This window comes from Pseudomonas sp. SWRI179 (assembly GCF_014268705.1).
Classification (GTDB): Bacteria; Pseudomonadota; Gammaproteobacteria; order Pseudomonadales; family Pseudomonadaceae; genus Aquipseudomonas; species Aquipseudomonas zanjanensis.
The window spans coordinates 147,836-168,112 of the sequence record NZ_JABWRA010000003.1; the positions used below are offsets into that span (position 1 = coordinate 147,836).

Genomic DNA, 20,277 nt, shown 5'->3' on the forward strand with positions numbered 1-20,277 from the left:
GTTACCCCAGCAGCGAAATATCGGCAACGCCGAGGAACAGCCCACGCAGACGCGCCAGCAGCGCGTAACGGTTGGCCCGTACTTTGGGGTCTTCGGCATTGACCATCACCGCCTCGAAAAACGCATCCACCGGCTCGCGCAGTGCCGCCAGGCGTGCCAGGGTTTCGCTGTACTGACGCGCCGCCGCCATTGGCTGGACCGCCTGGTCCGCCTGTTGGATCGCCGAATACAGGGAGAACTCGTTGGCATTGTCGAAGTACTTGGCTTCGACAGTGGCCGCGATGTTGCCTTCGGCCTTGCCCAGCAGGTTCGACACGCGCTTGTTCACCGCCGCCAACGCTGCCGCTTCCGGCAATTTGCGGAATGCCTGCACCGCTTGTACGCGCTGGTCGAAGTCCAGGGCGGAGCCCGGCTTCAGGGCACGCACCGACAGGTAGGTCGCAACGTCGACGCCTTCATCTTCATAACGCGCACGCAGACGGTCGAAGATGAACTCCAGCACCGCATCGGCCAGGCCGGCGGCCTTGACCTTGCTGCCGAACGCATTGACGGCGAACGCCACGGCGTCGTTCAGGTCCAGGTCCAATTGCTTGTCGATCAGGATCCGCAACACGCCCAGCGCCGCGCGACGCAAGGCATACGGGTCTTTGCTGCCGGTGGGCAGCATGCCGATGCCGAAGATGCCCACCAGGGTGTCGAGCTTGTCGGCGATCGCCACGGCCGCACCGGTCAGGGTGGTCGGCAGCTCAGCGCCGGCACCGCGGGGCATGTACTGCTCGTTCAGTGCCAGGGCCACATCTTGCGGCTCGCCATCGTTGAGGGCGTAGTAGTAACCGGCGACGCCTTGCATCTCCGGGAACTCACCGACCATTTCGGTGGACAGGTCGCACTTGGACAGGATGCCGGCACGGGCGGCGCGCTGGGCATCGCCGCCGATGCGTGGGGCGATGAACGCGGCCAGCTTGGACACGCGCTCGGCCTTGTCGTAGACGCTGCCGAGTTTCTCCTGGAACACCACGTTGCGCAGGCGCTCGTTGAAGCTTTCCAGGGGTTGTTTCTTGTCTTGCTTGAAGAAGAACTCGGCATCGGTCAGGCGCGGGCGAACGACTTTTTCGTTACCGGCGATGATCTGCTGCGGGTCCTTGCTTTCGATGTTGGCGACCGTGATGAAGCGCGGCAGCAACTTGCCTTCGGCGTCCAGCAGGCAGAAGTATTTCTGGTTGTCCTGCATGGTGGTGATCAGTGCTTCCTGCGGCACTTCAAGGAAACGTTCCTCGAACGAGCACACCAGCGGCACTGGCCATTCCACCAGCGCGGTCACCTCGTCCAGCAAGTTGGCCGGCACGATGGCGGTGCCTTCCTGCAGGGTGGCCAGCTCTTCGGTGCGCTTGCTGATCAGCTCGCGGCGCTCGTTGGCGTCGGCCAGCACGTAGGCGGCACGCAGGTCGGCCAGGTAGTTGGCCGGCGAGGTGATGCGCACGCTTTGCGGGTGATGGAAGCGGTGACCGCGGGAATCGCGACCGGCTTTCTGGGCCAGGATCGTGCAATCGATGACTTGGTCACCGAACAGCATGACCAGCCACTGAGTTGGACGTACGAACTCTTCCTTGCGCGCAGCCCAGCGCATGCGCTTGGGGATCGGCAAGTCATTGAGCGAGTCTTCGACGATGGTCGGCAACAGGCTGGCGGTCGGCTTGCCCTTGATGCTCTGGCTGTAGCGCAGCTTCGGACCGCTCTGGTCGATTTCGCTCAGGTCCACGCCGCACTTCTTGGCGAAGCCCAGGGCGGCCTGGGTCGGGTTGCCGTCGGCATCGAAGGCAGCCTGGCGTGGCGGGCCATCGAGGTTGATGCTGCGGTCCGGCTGTTGGGTCGCCAGGGCGGTGATCAGCACGGCCAGGCGGCGCGGCGCGGCGTACACCTGTTTGGCTTCGTAGCTCAGGCCGGCAGCTTGCAGGCCCTTGTCGATACCGGCCAGAAACGCATCGGCCAGGGTGTTCAGGGCTTTGGGTGGCAGTTCTTCGGTGCCCAGTTCAACCAGAAAATCTTGAGCACTCATTGTGCAGCCTCCAGCTTAGCCAACACTTCATCACGCAGGTCCGGGGTCGCCATCGGGAAGCCCAGCTTGGCACGGGCCAGCAGGTAGGCTTGCGCAACGGAACGCGCCAGGGTGCGTACACGCAGGATGTATTGCTGGCGCGCGGTCACGGAAATCGCCCGGCGTGCGTCCAGCAGGTTGAAGGTATGGGATGCCTTCAACACCATTTCATAGCTCGGCAACGGCAGCGGCTGGTCCAGCTCGATCAGGCGCTTGGCTTCGCTCTCATAGAAATCGAACAGCTCGAACAGCTTCTCGACGTTGGCGTGTTCGAAGTTGTAGGTGGACTGCTCCACTTCGTTCTGGTGGAACACGTCGCCGTAGGTCACTTTGCCGAACGGGCCGTCGGCCCACACCAGGTCGTAGACCGAATCCACGCCCTGCAGGTACATGGCCAGGCGTTCCAGGCCATAGGTGATCTCGCCGGTAACCGGGTAGCACTCGATGCCGCCCGCTTGCTGGAAGTAAGTGAACTGAGTCACTTCCATGCCGTTGAGCCAGACTTCCCAGCCCAGGCCCCAGGCGCCCAGGGTTGGCGATTCCCAGTTGTCTTCGACGAAACGAATGTCGTGCACCAGCGGGTCGAGGCCGACGTGCTTGAGGGAGCCCAGGTACAGTTCCTGGAAGTTTTCCGGGTTCGGCTTCAGCACCACCTGGAACTGGTAGTAGTGCTGCAGGCGGTTCGGGTTTTCGCCGTAGCGGCCGTCAGTCGGGCGGCGGCTGGGCTGCACATAAGCGGCGTTCCAGGTTTCCGGGCCGATGGCACGCAGAAACGTGGCAGTGTGGAAAGTGCCGGCGCCTACTTCCATATCGTAGGGCTGAAGTACCACGCAACCTTGCTCGGCCCAGTATTGCTGGAGGGCGAGGATCAAGTCTTGGAAGGTACGCACGGCTGGCGTAGGCTGGCTCACGAAATTCACCTGTTTCTTGGGCTGCGATTTAAAGAGCGGGAGTATACCCGATTCGTTCGTGCGCACGCCCCCTGGAGCCTTATGCCACGCTGCTTTTGGTGTTCTGACGATCCGTTGTACATGGCTTATCACGATCAGGAGTGGGGCACGCCGCTGCGCGATGCGCAGGGTTTGTTCGAGTTGCTTTTGCTCGAAGGGTTCCAGGCCGGGTTGTCCTGGATCACCGTTTTGCGCAAACGCGAGCGCTACCGGGAAGTGTTGTACGGCTTCGATGTACAGCGGGTGGCGCAAATGAGCGATGCGGAAATCGATGAACTGATGCTCGACCCCGGTATCATCCGCAACCGTCTCAAGCTCAAGGCCGCCCGCCGCAATGCGCAGGCCTGGCTGGCGCTGGAAGAACCGGTGGCGTTCCTCTGGTCGTTCGTGGGCGACCAACCCATCATCAATCATTTCAAGGACCGCACCGAAGTGCCGGCCATCACGCCCGAGGCAGTGGCGATGAGCAAAGGCCTGAAGAAAGCCGGATTCACTTTCGTCGGCCCGACCATTTGTTATGCGTTGATGCAGGCCTCGGGCATGGTCATGGACCACACCCAGGACTGCGACCGCTACGCCGAGTTGGTAAACGGCGGTTAGAATAGCCGGCTCGCAACACGGCCCATACATTCAGGAGTGACCTGTGGATAAGTTGAAAGGCGCCTTGCTGGTCGGCGCTCTGCGGTTGTTTGCGCTGCTGCCTTGGGGGGCGGTGCAGGCAGTGGGTTCGGCGATTGGCTGGCTCATGTGGAAATTTCCCAACCGTTCCCGCGACGTGGTGCGGATCAACCTCGCCAAGTGCTTTCCCGAGATGGACCCGGCCGAGCGCGAACGCCTGGTGGGCCAGAGCCTCAAGGACATCGGCAAATCCCTGACCGAAAGCGCCTGCGCCTGGATCTGGCCGGCCCAGCGTTCCATCGAACTGGTGCGCGAAGTCGAAGGCCTGGAAGTGCTGAAAGAAGCCCTGGCTTCCGGCAAAGGCGTGGTTGGCATTACCAGCCACCTGGGCAATTGGGAAGTGCTCAACCACTTCTATTGCAGCCAGTGCAAACCGATCATTTTCTACCGTCCGCCCAAGCTCAAGGCGGTGGATGAACTGCTGCAAAAACAACGCGTACAGTTGGGCAACAAAGTCGCGGCGTCGACCAAGGAAGGCATCCTCAGCGTCATCAAGGAAGTGCGCAAAGGCGGCCAGGTGGGCATTCCCGCCGACCCGGAACCGTCCGAATCCGCCGGTATCTTCGTGCCCTTCTTCGCCACCCAGGCCCTGACCAGCAAGTTCGTGCCGAACATGCTCGCCGGCGGCAAAGCAGTCGGCGTGTTCCTTCATGCCCTGCGCCTGCCGGACGGCTCGGGCTACAAAGTCATCCTCGAAGCCGCCCCGGACGCGATGTACAGCACCGACACCGAAACCTCGTGCGCCGCCATGAGCCAAGTGGTGGAGCGCTATGTACGGGCCTACCCAAGCCAGTATATGTGGAGCATGAAACGCTTCAAGAAACGCCCGCCGGGCGAGGCGCGGTGGTACTGAAGGCCTGTTGCTTCATATGAGCGAGGCGGCTTGGGATTTGTGGTGGATGCAGAAACTGTGAACACCCAAGACCCCGGTGGGAACCGAGCTTGCTCGCGATAGCGGTGGGTCTGCCTGCATCGATGTTGAATGTGCCACCGCCATCGCGAGCAAGCTCAGCTCCCACAATTTTTCCAGGTCATTCACACGCATCACATCCATCCCAAATCCCTGTGGGAGCGAGCCTGCTCGCGATAGCGGTGGGTCTGCCTGCATCGATGTTGAATGCGCCGCCGCCATCGCGAGCAAGCTCAGCTCCCACAGTTTTTCCAGGTCATTCACAGGCATCGCATCCATCCCAAATCCCTGTGGGAGCGAGCCTGCTCGCGATAGCGCCCCGTCAGCCGCCGCATAACCACGGACGCCACTCTCCTGTGGCGAGGGAGCTTGCTCCCGCCGGGCTGCGCAGCAGCCCTCGCTCCTAAAGCTCGGTCCCCCGCTGTCGATAACCCGATGTATCCGCCAATCATGGACCGATGAAATGGAATTCTCAGTTAGCTCTGCCGCTATCGCTCCCGCCAACATCAACCTCACCCGCTCCGACCAGAAGCTGGTAACCAATCCTCCCGCAGACGCCGTAAAGCAGCTGGCAAACGCCGGCCCTGCAGCGATCTACCACCCCAATGACGACGCCCAGATCATGGTGGAATCGCCAGTGGTCATCGAAACCTGGGTCGGTCGCTCCCAATCGCCAGACTTCCCTCGATTCGCCGCACTTGCCGAGAGCGCGAAAAACACCCTGAAGACCTCTTTCGAGACCTTCCAGTCAACGCTGTCGGCAACCCATCCGGACCTGGCCGGCAAGAAGTACGGCTTCACCGTCGAGGCCGATGGCCGACTCAAGGTGCTCAACACGGCCGGCCAACTCAGCAGCGCAGACACCCAGCGGCTGACCGATCTGCTCAATGATTCCAGCGACCTGAAAACCGCGGCCATTGCGTTCCGCGACGCCTCTATCGACATGGTCGACGCCGACTCGCCCTGGTCCGGCAGCTACTTGGGCCGCTACAACCTGACCAAGGAAAACTTCGCCAACACCATCGACTTGGCGCCGATGCTCAAACCCAGAGGCTCGGTGTCTCCCCAGGAGTTTTCGGACGGGTTGTTTTTCAACCAACTGGCCTACAAAGGCGAACGGGCGACGCGAGAGACCGAAGCCGCGATGCTTGCACGGCGTGCTGCACAGCGATTCAGCGCGCAGGCCTGAAAGGTTGGTCTACCGAATCTTGTGGCGAGGGAGCTTGCTCCCGTTGGGCTGCGCAGCAGCCCCACCCCATGAGCAAACACCCCACCAACCCCTGTGGGAGCGAGCTTGCTCGCGAAGAGGCCGGCACATTTACATGAATGTCGGCTGATGCCCTAAGCTTGCTTGTCCCCAACCAGCCAAGGAAGCATCAATGGGCATTCGCGGAAAAGACCGTCAGATCGATAACATCGAGTTCAATGTCAACGACATCGCCCGAAGCAAAGCCTTCTATGGCGGTGTGTTTGGCTGGAATTTCGTCGACTACGGCCCGACCTACACCGAATTCAGCGACGGTCGCCTGACCGGTGGCTTCACGACCGGCGAACCGGTGCGCCCGGGCGGCCCGTTGATCATCTTGTACGCCGATGACCTTGAAGCCACTCAATCCAGGCTCGAAGCCGCAGGGGCGACCATCTGCCGTGAAGTGTTCGCTTTCCCGGGTGGCCGACGTTTCCACTTTATCGATCCGGATGGTTATGAACTGGCCGTGTGGTCGGTTTCCTGATGACTGACTGATCACAAAGAGGCGCAAAGCCTCAATCGTGTCCATGATTAAAGACCTGCGATATCGGCGACGTCGGGATGGCAACGCCATCTCTACGTCCGTTGGATGACTGTCCAGCCAGAACGATCGCACTTCCTCTGGTCTATTCATCAAGGAGTCCCCTCATGAACATCGACTTCACCGGACGTCACGTCCTGGTCACCGGTTCCACCAGCGGTATAGGTTTTGCGACCGCCAAAGGCTTCCTGGAAGCCGGCGCCCACGTGGTCATCAACGGTCGCAGCGAGAGCAGTGTGGAGGATGCGTTGCAACGCTTGGGCACCCTCTCTTCAAGGGCGACTGGCTTTGTCGGCGATCTCAGCCATGAGTCCGGCTGCCAGGCACTCGTCACCAAGCACCCAAGCTTCGATATCGTCATCAACAACCTGGGCATTTTCAAACAGCAAGACTTCTTCGAAACGCCAGACAGCGAATGGCAGCGCTTCTTCGAAACCAACGTAATGTCCGGCGTGCGAATTTCCAGGGCCTACGCCCAGGGCATGGTCGAGCGCGGTTGGGGGCGGATTGTGTTTATCTCGTCGGAATCGGGCGTGAACATTCCTGCCGACATGATCCACTACGGCTTCACCAAAACCGCGCAACTGTCCATCGCTCGCGGCCTGGCCAAGCGCCTCGCCGGCACGGGTGTGACGGTGAACTCGGTGTTGCCAGGGCCGACCCTTTCCGAAGGCGTTGCCCAGATGCTCCAGGCAGACGTCGAGCGCAGCGGGGAAAGCCTGGAAAAGGTCGCGGCAGATTTCGTCAACGAGCACCGCAGCACCTCGATCATCCAGCGCGCAGCGCGCGTCGAGGAAGTCGCCAACATGATCATCTACGCCAGTTCGGAACAGGCCTCGGCCACCACTGGGGCGGCGCTGCGTGTTGATGGGGGTGTGGTGGATAGCATCGTCTAGGACTTATGCCACATTAAAAAAAACGCCGCTTCCTCGTGAGAGATAAGCGGCGCTTTTGTTTTGGAAGCAACATGGGTGGGTTCGACCGGCTTTCGGAGTGGTGAAGGGATCGTTCAGCTCACTCTGTTTTCCATCAGTCGATCCGAGCCGCCTTCGGCCACGCGGTTTTGGATCAGTCGATCCGAGCCACCTTCGGCTATGCGGTTTTGGATCAGACGATCCGAGCCACCTTCGGCAACACGGTTTTGGATCAGTCGATCCGAGCCGCCCTCGGCTATGCGGTTTTGGATCAGTCGATCCGAGCCGCCCTCGGCTATGCGGTTTTGGATCAGTCGATCGGAGCCGCCTTCAGCGACGCGGTTCTGGATCAATCGATCCGAGCCACCTTCAGCGACACGGCTTTCGATCAGGCGATCCGAACCACCCTCAGCGAACGTAGGTTGAACAAAAGAAGTCGCAAACGCGTTGCTGAGCGACAGCGCCAGAAGCGAGCCAACGAGAGTTTTGCCGAGAGTGTTCATGTCCTGATCCTTTTAGATGATGTGAGTTAGACGGTGACGTGCAAACGGACGTCGACGTTGCCGCGAGTCGCGTTGGAGTACGGGCAAACCTGGTGAGCCGCGTCGACCAGCGCTTGAGCATCGGCTTGATCCAGGCCTGGCAGGCTGATGTGCAGGTCGATGTCCAGGCCGAAACCGCCAGGGATCTGGCCGATGCCGACGTGTGCCGTGATCGAGGCGTCAGCAGGAATGCTGCGTTTGCTCTGGCTGGCGACAAACTTCAATGCGCCGATGAAGCAGGCCGAGTAGCCGGCGGCGAACAACTGCTCAGGGTTGGTAGCTTCACCACCAGCGCCGCCCAGGGCTTTTGGAGTGGCCAGTTTCACGTCGAGAATCTTGTCGCTGGAAACAGCACGGCCATCACGGCCACCGGTGGAGGTTGCGACTGCGGTGTAGAGAACGTTCATGGTGTTTCCTCTTTTGCTGACGGGTCTGATTAGTTTTGGTTTGCGCTAAATATTTGTGCGCTAACCAGTTGAGATAAAGTTAACGGATGAATAATTAGCGCGCAAGATAAATTTTCAAAGATTTATTGTTTTTGCATTAAACAATTGATCTAAAAGGAAATTTATTTTTAGGCTTTGCAGTATCGTCAGCCGCGTGGGCCGCGAGGAAAGCCAAGGGGAAGGAGTTTCCAGGGAAATCAGCAGGGCCAGCGCAGTGGCAGGCCTTCATAGAGAGGAAAATTCATATAGCAGAATGATGGGTTTTTCGATCGTCCCCACGCTCTACGTAGGAATGCTGTCAGGGACGCTTCTGAAGGGTGACGCAGACCGCCACGGGATGCATGCCCACGCAGAGCGTGGGTACGATCAACGCCCGACCATCACGCCTCCGCCAGCCCACACATCCTTGCGCCTTTGCCTACAACCACACCAGAACCCACCTGCTTGTGTGCCTCGCCCACGGACTCTATTGTCTTTTTTGCCCTGTCCATCATCGTATTCACCACATGAAACGACCACGCATTAGCAACTTCAAGCATCAGGTGTTCCGCTCGACCGCAATGCCGCTCGCTAAAGAGTTTCTGGTGGATGATCCTAAGGCACTGTCGGAGAAAGGTATCGATGCTGCGCGGATAAGGTACGAGCCGATAACCCAAGAGGCACTCAACCAATGCTATCTATGGGGCTCAGAAGCCCAACTTTATCCATGGGAGGAAATACCTGTCTGGAAGAATCGTGACGGGAAAGCGTTTGATCTTTCTCTGTGGTATGACCAAGAGTTATGTGGGCTTTGCTTTGCCACGCCCAAATCAAGCACCTTGTCCATCAAGGTTGTCCTCCTGGAGGGCAAGCCTGACGCGACTCACCCTTTAAAGGGTGAAGTGGCCGGTTTAGTCTTGATCGCGATCAGCCGATATGCGCGAATGCTGAAGCTTCGCGAGATTGAGATTTTTGAGCCTGACCCTGGCGCCGTCCAGTGGTATCGGTATCTGGGCTTCGATTTCGACGACCAGCGGCGCCTTGTTATAGCGGTGAACGAGGCATAACATTAGCCCCAATTATATTGTGAGTTTTCCATGAAGGCTTCCAAGCGCACTCCAAAATCATCGCTTGCAACTCAATACCAAGCGGAGGCCCGCCGTCTGGCTGGCTGCGCGACCACTATTGAGCGCCAGTTCTTGTCGGTTAGCCTCGCCAAGGGTAAGGAGCTTGAACCCGTGGGCCGTATGGCCGGTGCCACAACCTGATTTTCTGCTGATAAAAAAACCGCCGAATTGGCGGTTCTTTTTTGGTTTCGCTCTGGGCAAAGCCAACCCAACTAAGCAACCGCCACTCGATTACGCCCCAACGCCTTCGCCCGATACAGGGCCTTATCCGCATCGTTCATCAAGCTGTGAAGGTCCTTATTACAGGTCCCCGTCGACGCCACGCCAAGGCTGGCGGATATGCCCTGAACAGGCTCGATCATCAAACCCGAAATCGTATCGATGAGCTGTTCTGCAATTTTGGTAGCGACTTCGATGGACGTATCCGGAAGCAGAATGGCGAACTCTTCCCCACCGAGTCGTCCGTGGATATCGGTTGCCCTAAACGATGAACTGATCACAGTCCCCATCTCGCGTAAAACCTGATCTCCCACTTGATGGCCGTAGGTGTCGTTGATGTGCTTGAAGTGATCCATGTCCAACATGACGGCGCACAATCCTAACCGGCTGCTCTTACATTCGTCATAAAGCTGCTGGGCATGCTCGAAAAAAGCCCGCCGACTCTTCAGGCCGGTCAGTTCATCGGTTTGTGCGGCGCGGGTCGAAATGCTGTTCGCCTGTTCCATTTCACGGGTGAGTCGAAAGGCGATTTCCAGTGCCTGGGACATTTTGTGCGTGGCCCGGGCGGCAAATGCCGCAAACACCAGGATCGAAAGGGCGATGCCGACTTGAATCGGGGACGGTTGAAACAGCAGCCAGGCAGTGCACGGGAACAGCACCACGCCAATGGAAGCCAGCGTCATGTCGCGGTAAGCCGAATAGCAGGACACCGCGCTGACGGACATTCCGACGGTGAAGAGCATGACCAACGCCTGGGACAACAGATCATCCGCCGGCATGAGCACAAACGCCCCGCCGCCCCAGATGCTGGCGGATAACACCAGCGTGACCCAGTATCGGCGCTCCCAGCGTTGCGGTGTACGTTCACTTTCGTCGCTGCGGAAATAGGCGACAAACATCGCGATACGCAACAGCGTCGATGCGGTCAGGATGGCAATCCACCAAAAAATGACGCTGTGCTCAAACCGATCCCAACACAGCCAACTCAGCATGATGGCAGCCAGGTAACTGCCGAAAACCGCAGAAACGGACTGGCGAAACAGTTGCTGCAATCGGTCCGTTCGCACCTGCTCGGCTATGAAAGAAGCCTGGCCGTTCCGAGATCTTGGGCCATCCATTTGATCCACCTGATCGTGACGCAACGAAAACGGCGATTGTGGCACCCTGCCACCAACGCAAACAACTGAATTACACCCAAGGCCCCGATTGAACCGAAACCCCGTGGCGAGGGAGCTTGCTCCCGCTGGGCTGCGCAGCAGCGCCAACCATTCCTACAAACAAACTGCATCATCTTCTTTACAGGAATCAGGCCGGGATCAATCCTGCCTCCCGATAGCTCAAAATCAGATCATCGAACAGACCGACATCCGCCCGAGTCCGCGCGATTAACTGAGCACCCGCCACAGCGGTGTAAATGGCCAGGGCTCTACGTTCACACTCCGCTGCGCTGCCCATTCCGGCATCCGCCAACACCTGGGCGAGCCACGTTACGTTAACGTCCGCAAATGCCCGGATTTCCCGCAAGACTTCATCGGGAAGGCCCTCGTATTCGGCGGCCATGAAGCTGGACAGACACAGCCTGTTGCCGTCCTCAAGCGATTTTCGAAAAAGGGACGGGTACAGCTGCAAGCACACTTTTGGCTCGGCATTGGCGGCGCGTATCTCGTCTAGTGCCCGCTGCACGTCCTGCCAATAGCGTTCCGCGACCGCAGCAGCCAACCCCGCCTTGCTCGGAAAGTGGTAGTAAATGCTGGCGTTCTTGATGCCTACCTGGTCGGCAATGCTACGGAAATTGATCCCGCTGTAACCGTGCAGTTGGGCAGCGGATTTCGCCGCCGCCAAGATGGCTTCTCGAGCATTTTCGTTCACGTTGCAGCCTCGTTTACCTAGTCGATGCACTCATTTGAATGCGATTCTACGCCCAGATTCGCTTACCTGCCAATTGTCAGGTAGGGGATTGACAGTGCCAAAATATCGGTCCAGTCTTTTACCTACCAATTGACAGGCAGGTATTCCAATCATGTCTTCTTCACATCCACACGCTGACATTTCCACGGTTCCTGAAATGAAAATCTACGATTGGTTCAACGGCCCCTACCCCGCCCGCGTGCGCATTGCACTGGCGGAAAAAGGCCTGTTGCCAAAAATCGAATTCATTCCAGTGAATCTCTGGACCGGTGAGCATAAGAAACCGGAATTCCTCGCCATCAACTACTCGGGGACATTGCCCGTCCTGGAGCTGAGCGATGGGACGCGGATAGCCGAATGCACGGCGATTACCCAGTACCTGGACAGCCTGGTCGGCGAACCGACGCTGACGGGCGAAACGCCTGTTGAAAAAGGCCTCATCCACATGATGACCAAGCGTGCCGAGATCGAGTTTCTCGACGCCGTCAGCACATACTTCCACCATGCCACGCCGGGCCTCGGCCCAGAGGTTGAGCTGTACCAGAATGCCGAGTGGGGCGGCCGGATGCGCGATAAGGCGATCAGAGGCATGCGCTATTTCGACAACTTGCTCAAAGACCAGCCCTTTGTGGCGGGCGACAGATTTTCGATGGCCGACATTGCGGTATTGGGCGGCATGATCTTCGCCTCGCTGGTGCAGCTCCCCGTGCCTGATGAATGTGCCGCACTGCGCGCGTGGCACGCCAGGATGCAAGAACGTCCTAGTGTCCAAACATGGCGCGCGATGGTCGAGCGTGGCGTTGCGTAGCACGGATCACAAAGAAAAAACCCGACGCTTAAAGTCGGGTTTTTTCTTGGAGTACGACGGCAAGTCCGACGTGCTTATCGGTTACTCGACTTGCGACAGCTTGGCGTCGTCGCAACCGGCAGCACGGCACTCGCGCTCGACAGCCTTGAGAATGACGATGCGCGCCTCGGTCTTCTCGTTGGCACAGTCCAGATAGAGCAGGCCATCGTTGGAGCAGGCGCTGTCACGATTTTTGATCCACTGGATTTGAGCGGCTTTCACCTTTTTCTTTTGATCCGGGTTCAGGGCACTCATCGTCTTCTTGTATTGATCGTTGATGTCCTGATCCGACTGAACCATTTTCAGCGACGCGCAATAGGTTCTGTCATAGGCGTTTCTAGGGTTATCGCAACTCATCGCGGATGCCGATGCGGATGCCATTGCCAGCAACGCCCCAACCAACAAAGACTTGATCACTGATTTTCTCTCCCTGAATGCCCTCTATCGATTAGAGGTCGCGGCGGGAATTTATCATGAGGGTTGTCGAACAATGAAGCGGATCCTATGCGACGCTGGCCCGCGGCCATTCGCCTTCGTCGAGCAAGGCCGCCAGGCTACGCTCGCCGAGTCCGAGGCCGACGCTCATGCCCAGGCCGGTATGCATCAGTACGGCACTGACCCCTGCGCCGGCTTGCAACACGCTGAACGGGCCGGGCCCGCGTGAACCGTATACGCCCTGCCAACGTTCCAGCACGTGCAGCTTGCCGCCCAGGGTGTGCTCGGCCAACGCCAGCATGATGTCGTCCACGCCCTCGGCATTGAACGGCGAGGCGTCGCTGCCGTAATCGTGGGAGTCGCCGATGATCAGCTCGCCATGGGGCGTCGGGCTGACCAGCAGGTGGATGCCGTGGGTTTCCAGTTCCGGCTGCTCGCGGCGGATCTGCGCGCGGATGGCCTCGGCTTCCGGCAGATCGGCGAAAGCGCCGTAATGCACGCAGCTGAGTCCAGTGAGCACCGCGTGTTGCAGGTCCAGTGGTTGTTGCAAGCGGGCGCGCAGCATCTGCAGGCGACACACCGAAGGCTTAAGCGCGGCCAACGGCTCGGCCAGCAAGGTCTGATAGTCGTGCCCGGAGCAGACCACGATGTGCTTGGCACTGAAACGCCCGGCGCTGGTCAGGGCGCTGCCTGGCTCGACGTCACGCACCAGGGTGGAAAAGTGGAACTGCACGCCCAGCGTGCGCAGGTAGTCGACGATCTGCGGCAGCGCCTCACGGGAATACAGCTGCTGGTCGTCGAGGCCGTGCAGGGCGGCGCGATGGTGGGCGAAACGGCCATCATATAGCCCGTCCAGCGCAGCACCGCGCAGCAACTCGACGCGGTAACCCTGCTCCCGGGCACGGCCGGCGCAGAACGCTTCGAGCAAGGCTTCTTCGGCTTCGCTGCGGGCGAACAGCAGCGAGCCTTGTTGCTTGAGCTGCAGGCCGGCGGCCTGGCCCAGCTCGGCCCATAGGCCGTGGGACTGACGGGCCAGGTCGAGCATCACGCCTGGCGCCTGCCCGGTGACCAGGGCCTGGCCGAAGTTGCGGATGGAGGCGCCGAGCGGCGTGTGGCTGCGCTCGAACACGCGCACCTTGAGGCCGCGCTTGGCGCCAGCCCAGGCATGGGCGAGGCCAAGCATGCCGGCGCCGACGATCAATAAATCGCAGTTGTGCTGGCTCATGAGGAAACTCCTGAAAGGAAGAAAACGGCCGCCAATGTAGTCGGCCAGGTCATTTGGCGACCGGCTCCGACTTGCCGTCGTAACGCTTGCGCCACTCGGCCAGGATCTTGTCGCGATTCTCCGAGGCCCAGGCGAAATCATTCTTGATCAGGCGTTGCTCGTAGTCGGCAGGCAGTTCCTGGAAGCGCTCGGCGATGCCCGGCTGGGCCAGCACGGCGAAGTTGGCCTTGTACAGGTCCATAGCCTCGCGACTGGCGGAAAAGTCGGCGAGCTTTTTCGCCGCGTCCAGTTGCTCGGTGCCCTTGATGATGGCGGTGGCCTCGATTTCCCAGCCCAAACCCTCCTTCGGCAACACGATGTCCAGCGGTGCACCCTTGCGCTTGAGCTGCACAGCCGGGTACTCGAAGGAAATGCCGATGGGGAACTCGCCGGCGGCGGCCAGCTTGCAGGGCTTGGAACCGGAATGGGTGTACTGCCCGATGTTCTGGTGCAGCTTGTCCATGTAGGCCCAGCCCTGCGGCTCGCCGAAAGTTTGCAGCCAGGCGCTGACGTCCAGGTAACCGGTGCCGGACGAGGCCGGGTTGGGCATGACGATCTTGTTCTTGTACACCGGGTTGGCCAGGTCTTCCCACTTGGTCGGCTTGGGCAGGCCCTGCTTCTCGGCCTCGATGGTGTTGAAGCAGATGGTCGCGGCCCACACGTCCATGCCCACCCAGGCCGGCGGGTTGGCGGCATCGCGATAATTGGCGCCGATCTTGTCCAGGTTGGCCGGGGCGTAGGCTTCGAGCATGCCTTGCTGCTTGAGCACCGCCAGGCTGGAGCCGGCCAGGCCCCAGACCACGTCGGCCTGCGGGCGATCCTTCTCGGCCAGCAGCTTGGCGGTGACGATACCGGTGGAATCGCGTACCCACTTGATCTCGATATCCGGGTGCAGCTTCTCAAAGGCGGTTTTATAGGCGGCCAGTTGTTCCACTTCGAGGGCGGTGTACACGGTCAGCTCGGTATTGGCCTGGGCCTGCAGGGCGCAAGCGGCGAGCAGGCCGGCAGCCAGAGCGGTACGTTTGAACATGGAGTGACTCCTGGTGGTGGGGCTATGCGGTTGGCGTTGGTTGTCGGGTTCAGCAGGCCTGCGGGCTCTCGCCCCGGGCCAGGCGGGCGTTGATCGCGTCGATCACCGTCGGCAGCTCGGCCAGGGTGTCGATCAGGTAGTGCGGCCGGCTCGGTGCGAACAGCGCGTCGATGCGCGTGCGTTCGGCTGCGCGCTGGGCGGGCGTCAGGGCCTGGTATTGCGCCCAGTCGAGGCCGAGGAAATTGCCGGAGAAGCGCAGCGCCACGGTCCACATGCCGGCGCTGCGGCCTTCGAGAATGCCCGGCTCGGTGTCGTCGACCTTGACGCAGGCGGCGACATCGTCGAGACCCAGGGCGATCACGTTGGCCAGCGCCTGGGCCGGGCTCGGCCGACCTTTCGGCACCTCGTCGGTGGCGACCACATGATCCGGGCTGTAGCCATTGGCGGCGGCCAGTTCGACCACTTTGTCCATCACCTGCCTGGGGTAGCCGGAGCAACTGCCGAGCTTGAGACCGCGCTCACGCAGGGCGGCGATGCACGCCAGCGCACCGGGAATCAACGCCGAATGCTCGCCGACCTTGGCGATCTGCAAGGGCATGAAGCGCTCATAAATCGCCGTCACATCTTCATCGCTCGGCAGGCGGCCGAAGCGGCGCTGGTAGCGCTCGGCAATCGTCGGCAGGTTGCACAGGGTGCGAATGTGGTCCCACTTGCCCATGCCCATCGGCCCACGGGCCTCGTCCAGGCTGATCTCGATGTCGAAACTGGCGAAGGCCTCGACGAAGATGCGGGTCGGCGCGAAGGAGCCGAAATCGACCACGGTGCCGGCCCAGTCGAGAATGGCGGCGTGCAGGCGGTCGGGGTGTTGGTAGTGCATGGCAGTCTCCAGGGTAATCAATGGCCGGCGGTTGCGCGCCAGGCCTGAGCCCGACGCAGCAAGCCGCGCGAGGCTCCCGCCAGCAGCAGCGACACGGCAGCCGAGGTGAGCAGAATCAGGGTGGACATGGCGGCGGCGCCGCCGACGTTGCCGGCGTCGTCCATGTTCAGCACGGCGATGGCGGCGAGCAGGCTGTCCGGGCTGTAGAGGAAGATCACCGCCGACACCGTGGTCATCGCCGAGACGAACAGGTAACGCAGGATGTCGAGCAACGTCGGCAGGCAGATCGGTAGGGTGACGCGCAGGAAGTGGCGCAGCAGCGGCACCTTCAGCGACAGCGCGGCGGCCTCGAACTCGCCATCCAGCTGGCGCAGGGCGGCGCTGGCGGTCAACTGCGCGGTGGTCAGGAAGTGCGCGATGGTGCACGCCACCAACAGGGTCAGGCTGCCGTACAGACCGTGCAACGGATTGCCCGGCAGGTTGAAGAAAAAGACGTAGCCCAGGCCCAGCACCAGCCCTGGCACCGCCATCGGCACAAAGCTGAGCAGGCGCAGGGCCTGGGTCAGCGGGCTCTGCCGGGTCTTCTCCAGCAAGTAGGCGCCGGTGAAGGTCAGCAGGCTGCCGAACACGGCCGTGCAGCCGGCCAGCAACAGGCTGTTGCGGTACACCTGCCAGCCGCCGGGCAGTTCGGAGAAGGCGTAGTGGTGCAGCGACAGCGACAAATCGTAGGGCCAGAACTTGACCAGCGACGAGTACACCGCCATGCCGAACACCCCGAGCAGCGCCGTGCAAATCAGCAGCACCACGGCGAGGAAGGCCAGGTCGCGATGGCGCGAGGGTTGCGGGTGATAAACCTGGGCGCGGCCGCTCATGGCCTCGCGCTGACGGCGGCGTAGCCACAGGTCGACGGCGAAACTGAACAGCGCCGGCAACAGCAGGACCATGCCGATCAGCGCGCCGCGGCCGAACTGCTGCTGCCCGACCACCGCCTTGTACGCCTCCAGCGCCAGCACCTGATAATCGCCGCCGACCACCACCGGCACGCCGAAATCGGTGATGCACAAGGTGAACACCAGGCAGAAGGCGGCAAACACGCCTTGGCGGCTGCCCGGCCAAGTGATGCTGCGAAAGGCCCGCCACGGTGAAGCGCCCATGCTCGAGGCGGCGTCGAACAGGCGCGCATCGGCCAGGGCCAGGGCTGAAAGCAGCACCATCAGCGCATGGGGAAAGGTGTAGATGGCTTCGCCGATGACGATGCCCCAAAAGCCATAGATATTGTCCGTGAGCAGGTGCCGAAGCACGCCCTGGTTGCCGAACAGGTAGATCAGCGCGATGCCCGGCAGTATCGACGGTGCCAGCAGCGGCAGCAGGGAAATGCCGCGCCACAGGCCTTTGGCCGGTACGCAGGTGCGCTGCAACGCATAGGCAAAGGCGTAGGCCAGCGGCACGACGATAGCGGCCACGGTCAGCGAAACCGTCAGGCTGTTGCCCAGCAGCCAGCGGAAGTTGGCGCTGCCGAACAACTCGGCCGCCGCGGTCAGACCACCGCCCTGCCCCGGCTCGCTGGCGAAGCCGCGCCAAAGCATGGCCAGCAACGGCAACAGCACGGCGAGGACCAGCAGCACCAGCAGCAACCACTGGCCACCGTGAACGAATAGACGGTCGGACAGGTCGGCCGGCATGCGCCGCGCGCGGGCCTGGGGCTTGCTCAGCAACACCTGTTCCATCAGACAAACACCTGCAAGCTGCGCGGCGGCAGGGCCACCCAAATGTCCGGGGCGGCCAGGCGCGGCATGGCTTCCGGCGCCAGCTCGGCCAGCAGGGTGTGACCCGGCAGGGCGTCCAGCTCGAAACTCAGGCGGCAGCGATTGCCGAGGAAGGTGATCTCGCGCATCTGTGCACTGAACAGATTGTCTTCGTGCATCGGCGGATTGATCACCACCGCTTCGGGGCGGCAGAACAAACGGCCGCGCTCAGCCGGCCGCACCCCGTGCAGACGCAGGTTCAGCGCGCCGACCCGGGCATGTTCGCCGTCGCGCTCGTAAGGCAGCCAGTTGCCCTGGCCAACAAACTCGGCGACGAAGGGCGTGGCCGGTGCGCGATAGATCTCCTGGGGCGTGGCGTACTGCTCAACCCGACCGTGGTTGATCACCGCGATGCGGTCGGCCATGAGCATGGCCTCGTCCTGGTTGTGGGTGACCATCACGGTGGTGATGCCCAGGCTCTTCTGTAACCGGCGCAGCTCGCCGCACAGATGTTCGCGCACGCGAGCGTCGAGGGCCGACATCGGTTCGTCCAACAGCAGCAACTTGGGCGCCGGCGCCAGGGCGCGGGCCAGGGCCACACGCTGTTGCTGACCGCCGGAGAGCTGGCCGGGGTATTTCTGCTCGCTGCCATTGAGACCCACCAGCTCGAGCATCTCGGCGACCCGCCCACGGATCGTCTCGCGGCTGTTGCCGGCCAGGCCGTAACCGATGTTCTGCGCCACCGTGAGGTTGGGAAACAACGCGTAGGATTGGAACAGGATGCCGTAGTCGCGGGCCTGCGGTGGCAGCGTGGAGACATCCCGATCGCCAAAGAAGATCTTGCCGCCATCCTGGCGCTCCAGCCCGGCGATGCAGCGCAGCAGCGTGGTCTTGCCGCAGCCCGAGGGGCCGAGCAGGCACACCAGCTCACCGGTAGAGACGTCCAGCGACACGCCATCCAGCGCCTGAAAGGCACCGAAGGCCTTGTGGATGTCGCGCAGTTGCAAGCTGACCGTAGCCATGGCGGAACCTCGTCGGTGGAATACGAGGTTCATCTTGGACACGGGGTGCTAAGGCTTTATGGCAATTGGGCAAAAGCTGCCGATAGTGGTATCGGTGGATTTATGAGTGCTTTCACCCAAAAGGCGAGCGCAAGGCACCCTACGAGGTGCTCGCGGCTTCCCGCGCCAACGCCAGAAAGACCGCCGGCAGGCGCGCGTTGCGGCGCTCCTTGAGGCAGTAGAGGTATTCGGCAATCAGCGGCGCCCCTTCCAGCTCGATCACCCGCAACTCGGTACTGGTCGGCACTTCGTGGCGGGCGATGATGCTGATGCCGATATTGCGCAGCACCGCTTCGCGGATCGACTCGCGGCTGCCAATCTCCAACAACGAGCCGAGCGCCACACCGGCGTCGCGCAGCAACTGCTCGGTGAGCACGCGAGTGGTCGAACCTTTCTCGCGCATCAAGAGGCAGTGCCCGGCCAGGGCCGCGAGCGGCACACGCTCCCGCGCGGCCAGTGGATGACTGCGGTGTACGGCCAACACCAGTGGATCGTGGCCCAACAACAGGCGAGTCAGTCGCGGGTCCTCGACCAGCAGCGAGGAAGCGGCAAGGTCGACGCGGTAGTCCTCCAGCGCTTCGATCACCTGCTGCGAGTTGCCGATCTCCAGCGTCACCTCACACTGCGGCAGTTGCTCGCGGAAGCGCCGCACCAGGTCGAGCATGTAATAAGGCGCAGTGGCGCCGATGCGCAGGGCGCCCTGTACCTGACCGCAGTTGCGCAAGAAGAACTCGATGTCCGCCTCCTGCTGCAGCAACTGCTGCACCATGGGCAGCAGGCGCACGCCTTCATCGCTCAGGGTCAGACGCCGACCTCCCCGGTAGAACAGCTCGACGCCGTACTGCCCTTCAAGGTTGCGGATCTGCGTGGTGACTGTGGGCTGGCTGAGGCCGAGCTTCTTCGCCGCCTGGGTGATGCTGCCCAGGCGGGCGACCATGTGGAAGGATTTCAGCTCGGCGAAGGACATGATGAATACGGCTCTCGGTGCGTGAGCAAACGTTACAGCTTGGACGTGACAGGACGTCAGTAAAACATGACGGGCAGATCGACTTGCAGCGTTTTGTGATGCGTTACAACAACGTCAGGTGCCATAGCGAAAACCGGCCCTCTGGCTCCGAATTCCAAGGCAAAACGCAGCCTTGTTTATTCCGCCACCCCCACCCTTCCATCAAGCTACGAATCCTTGCGCCATTGCCTACAACTACGCCAGAATCCGCCCGCTTGTGCGCCTTGACCATGGGTTCTATTGTTTTCCTGCCACTGCCCATCAGTGGTCGGGTTTAGTAGCCCGAGGTATTTAGTAAGGTGCAAGGCTCCTATCAGTCAGGTATTTCCATGCCTGTATTTGATGGCGGTTGTGCGCAGGGCGCCCTCGGGCGCGCCGGCTTGCTAAGTCCCCGGTCTACTAACCTGCGTACAGCTGCCACCCCTTGTTTAGTAGCTAGAGGGTTGCGGCATCA

21 protein-coding genes are annotated in these 20,277 nt (G+C 61.1%); 7 read left to right on the top strand and 14 right to left on the bottom strand.

Features of this window, described 5'->3' with window-relative positions; genetic code table 11:
• Position 1: 1 nt before the first annotated feature.
• Both glyS and glyQ read right to left on the bottom strand, forming a co-directional pair.
• Positions 2–2,056 (bottom strand): glycine--tRNA ligase subunit beta, encoded by a 2,055-nt coding sequence (gene glyS, locus HU767_RS02960; RefSeq protein ID WP_186706451.1) that lies wholly within the window; start codon positions 2,054–2,056, stop codon positions 2–4.
• Positions 2,053–3,006 carry a glycine--tRNA ligase subunit alpha gene (gene glyQ, locus HU767_RS02965; RefSeq protein WP_003177094.1) on the bottom strand — a complete coding sequence of 318 codons (954 nt, stop codon included), beginning with the start codon at positions 3,004–3,006 and terminating at the stop codon, positions 2,053–2,055. The genes glyS and glyQ overlap by 4 nt, the downstream gene beginning before the upstream one ends.
• Positions 3,007–3,087: 81 nt before the next feature.
• On the opposite strand from glyQ, the gene HU767_RS02970 reads away from it, so the two are divergent.
• Together HU767_RS02970 and HU767_RS02975 are read left to right on the top strand one after the other, a co-directional pair.
• The gene (locus tag HU767_RS02970) at positions 3,088–3,645 is read left to right on the top strand and encodes a DNA-3-methyladenine glycosylase I (protein ID WP_186728466.1); all 558 of its coding nucleotides are present in this window, start codon (positions 3,088–3,090) and stop codon (positions 3,643–3,645) included.
• Between the two features lie 43 nt (positions 3,646–3,688).
• Positions 3,689–4,576, top strand: a complete 888-nt coding sequence (locus tag HU767_RS02975; protein WP_186706449.1) for a lysophospholipid acyltransferase — start codon at positions 3,689–3,691, stop codon at positions 4,574–4,576.
• Between the two features lie 12 nt (positions 4,577–4,588).
• Here HU767_RS02975 and HU767_RS02980 read toward each other — a convergent pair whose 3' ends face one another.
• Complete coding sequence (locus tag HU767_RS02980) at positions 4,589–4,912, bottom strand: hypothetical protein (protein WP_186728467.1); 324 nt, start codon at positions 4,910–4,912, stop codon at positions 4,589–4,591.
• 184 nt (positions 4,913–5,096) lie between these two features.
• Here HU767_RS02980 and HU767_RS02985 point away from each other — a divergent pair, with 184 nt between their 5' ends.
• From HU767_RS02985 to HU767_RS02995, 3 genes are all read left to right on the top strand, one after another.
• On the top strand, positions 5,097–5,822 hold the full coding sequence (locus HU767_RS02985) for a hypothetical protein (protein WP_186728468.1): 726 nt from the start codon (positions 5,097–5,099) through the stop codon (positions 5,820–5,822).
• Positions 5,823–6,012: 190 nt separating this feature from the next.
• Positions 6,013–6,366 carry a VOC family protein gene (locus tag HU767_RS02990; RefSeq protein WP_186706447.1) on the top strand — a complete coding sequence of 118 codons (354 nt, stop codon included), beginning with the start codon at positions 6,013–6,015 and terminating at the stop codon, positions 6,364–6,366.
• 164 nt (positions 6,367–6,530) lie between these two features.
• The gene (locus HU767_RS02995; protein WP_186706446.1) at positions 6,531–7,319 is read left to right on the top strand and encodes an SDR family oxidoreductase; all 789 of its coding nucleotides are present in this window, start codon (positions 6,531–6,533) and stop codon (positions 7,317–7,319) included.
• A gap of 113 nt (positions 7,320–7,432) precedes the next feature.
• On the opposite strand, the gene HU767_RS03000 is transcribed toward HU767_RS02995, so the two are convergent.
• Together HU767_RS03000 and HU767_RS03005 are read right to left on the bottom strand one after the other, a co-directional pair.
• Positions 7,433–7,840 carry a hypothetical protein gene (locus HU767_RS03000; RefSeq protein ID WP_186728469.1) on the bottom strand — a complete coding sequence of 136 codons (408 nt, stop codon included), beginning with the start codon at positions 7,838–7,840 and terminating at the stop codon, positions 7,433–7,435.
• A 26-nt stretch (positions 7,841–7,866) separates the two neighbouring features.
• The gene (locus HU767_RS03005; protein ID WP_030139009.1) at positions 7,867–8,286 is read right to left on the bottom strand and encodes an organic hydroperoxide resistance protein; all 420 of its coding nucleotides are present in this window, start codon (positions 8,284–8,286) and stop codon (positions 7,867–7,869) included.
• Positions 8,287–8,831: 545 nt separating this feature from the next.
• Between HU767_RS03005 and HU767_RS03010 the strand changes: the two genes are divergently transcribed.
• A complete protein-coding gene (locus tag HU767_RS03010; protein WP_186728470.1) occupies positions 8,832–9,371 on the top strand; it encodes an N-acetyltransferase in 540 nt (179 codons plus the stop codon).
• Positions 9,372–9,643: 272 nt separating this feature from the next.
• Here HU767_RS03010 and HU767_RS03015 read toward each other — a convergent pair whose 3' ends face one another.
• The gene (locus HU767_RS03015) at positions 9,644–10,768 is read right to left on the bottom strand and encodes a diguanylate cyclase (RefSeq protein ID WP_186728471.1); all 1,125 of its coding nucleotides are present in this window, start codon (positions 10,766–10,768) and stop codon (positions 9,644–9,646) included.
• Between the two features lie 187 nt (positions 10,769–10,955).
• Positions 10,956–11,519 carry a TetR/AcrR family transcriptional regulator gene (locus HU767_RS03020; RefSeq protein ID WP_186706442.1) on the bottom strand — a complete coding sequence of 188 codons (564 nt, stop codon included), beginning with the start codon at positions 11,517–11,519 and terminating at the stop codon, positions 10,956–10,958.
• A 196-nt stretch (positions 11,520–11,715) separates the two neighbouring features.
• On the opposite strand from HU767_RS03020, the gene HU767_RS03025 reads away from it, so the two are divergent.
• Positions 11,716–12,366 (top strand): glutathione S-transferase, encoded by a 651-nt coding sequence (locus HU767_RS03025; protein ID WP_186706441.1) that lies wholly within the window; start codon positions 11,716–11,718, stop codon positions 12,364–12,366.
• 81 nt (positions 12,367–12,447) lie between these two features.
• Here HU767_RS03025 and HU767_RS03030 read toward each other — a convergent pair whose 3' ends face one another.
• The 7 genes from HU767_RS03030 to HU767_RS03060 all read right to left on the bottom strand — a co-directional run bounded on the left by HU767_RS03030 (position 12,448) and on the right by HU767_RS03060 (position 19,784).
• Positions 12,448–12,822, bottom strand: coding sequence for a lysozyme inhibitor LprI family protein (locus HU767_RS03030; protein ID WP_033062452.1), 375 nt, complete (start codon positions 12,820–12,822; stop codon positions 12,448–12,450).
• Positions 12,823–12,907: 85 nt separating this feature from the next.
• The gene (locus HU767_RS03035; RefSeq protein WP_186728472.1) at positions 12,908–14,065 is read right to left on the bottom strand and encodes a TIGR03364 family FAD-dependent oxidoreductase; all 1,158 of its coding nucleotides are present in this window, start codon (positions 14,063–14,065) and stop codon (positions 12,908–12,910) included.
• Between the two features lie 49 nt (positions 14,066–14,114).
• The gene (locus HU767_RS03040) at positions 14,115–15,134 is read right to left on the bottom strand and encodes a putative 2-aminoethylphosphonate ABC transporter substrate-binding protein (protein WP_186728473.1); all 1,020 of its coding nucleotides are present in this window, start codon (positions 15,132–15,134) and stop codon (positions 14,115–14,117) included.
• A gap of 49 nt (positions 15,135–15,183) precedes the next feature.
• Positions 15,184–16,011, bottom strand: coding sequence for a phosphonoacetaldehyde hydrolase (phnX, locus tag HU767_RS03045; protein WP_186728474.1), 828 nt, complete (start codon positions 16,009–16,011; stop codon positions 15,184–15,186).
• Positions 16,012–16,028: 17 nt separating this feature from the next.
• The gene (locus HU767_RS03050; RefSeq protein WP_186728475.1) at positions 16,029–17,738 is read right to left on the bottom strand and encodes a putative 2-aminoethylphosphonate ABC transporter permease subunit; all 1,710 of its coding nucleotides are present in this window, start codon (positions 17,736–17,738) and stop codon (positions 16,029–16,031) included.
• A complete protein-coding gene (locus HU767_RS03055; protein WP_186728476.1) occupies positions 17,738–18,778 on the bottom strand; it encodes a putative 2-aminoethylphosphonate ABC transporter ATP-binding protein in 1,041 nt (346 codons plus the stop codon). The genes HU767_RS03050 and HU767_RS03055 overlap by 1 nt, the downstream gene beginning before the upstream one ends.
• Before the next feature lie 139 nt (positions 18,779–18,917).
• The gene (locus HU767_RS03060; RefSeq protein WP_186728477.1) at positions 18,918–19,784 is read right to left on the bottom strand and encodes a LysR family transcriptional regulator; all 867 of its coding nucleotides are present in this window, start codon (positions 19,782–19,784) and stop codon (positions 18,918–18,920) included.
• Between the last annotated feature and the right edge of the window lie 493 nt (positions 19,785–20,277).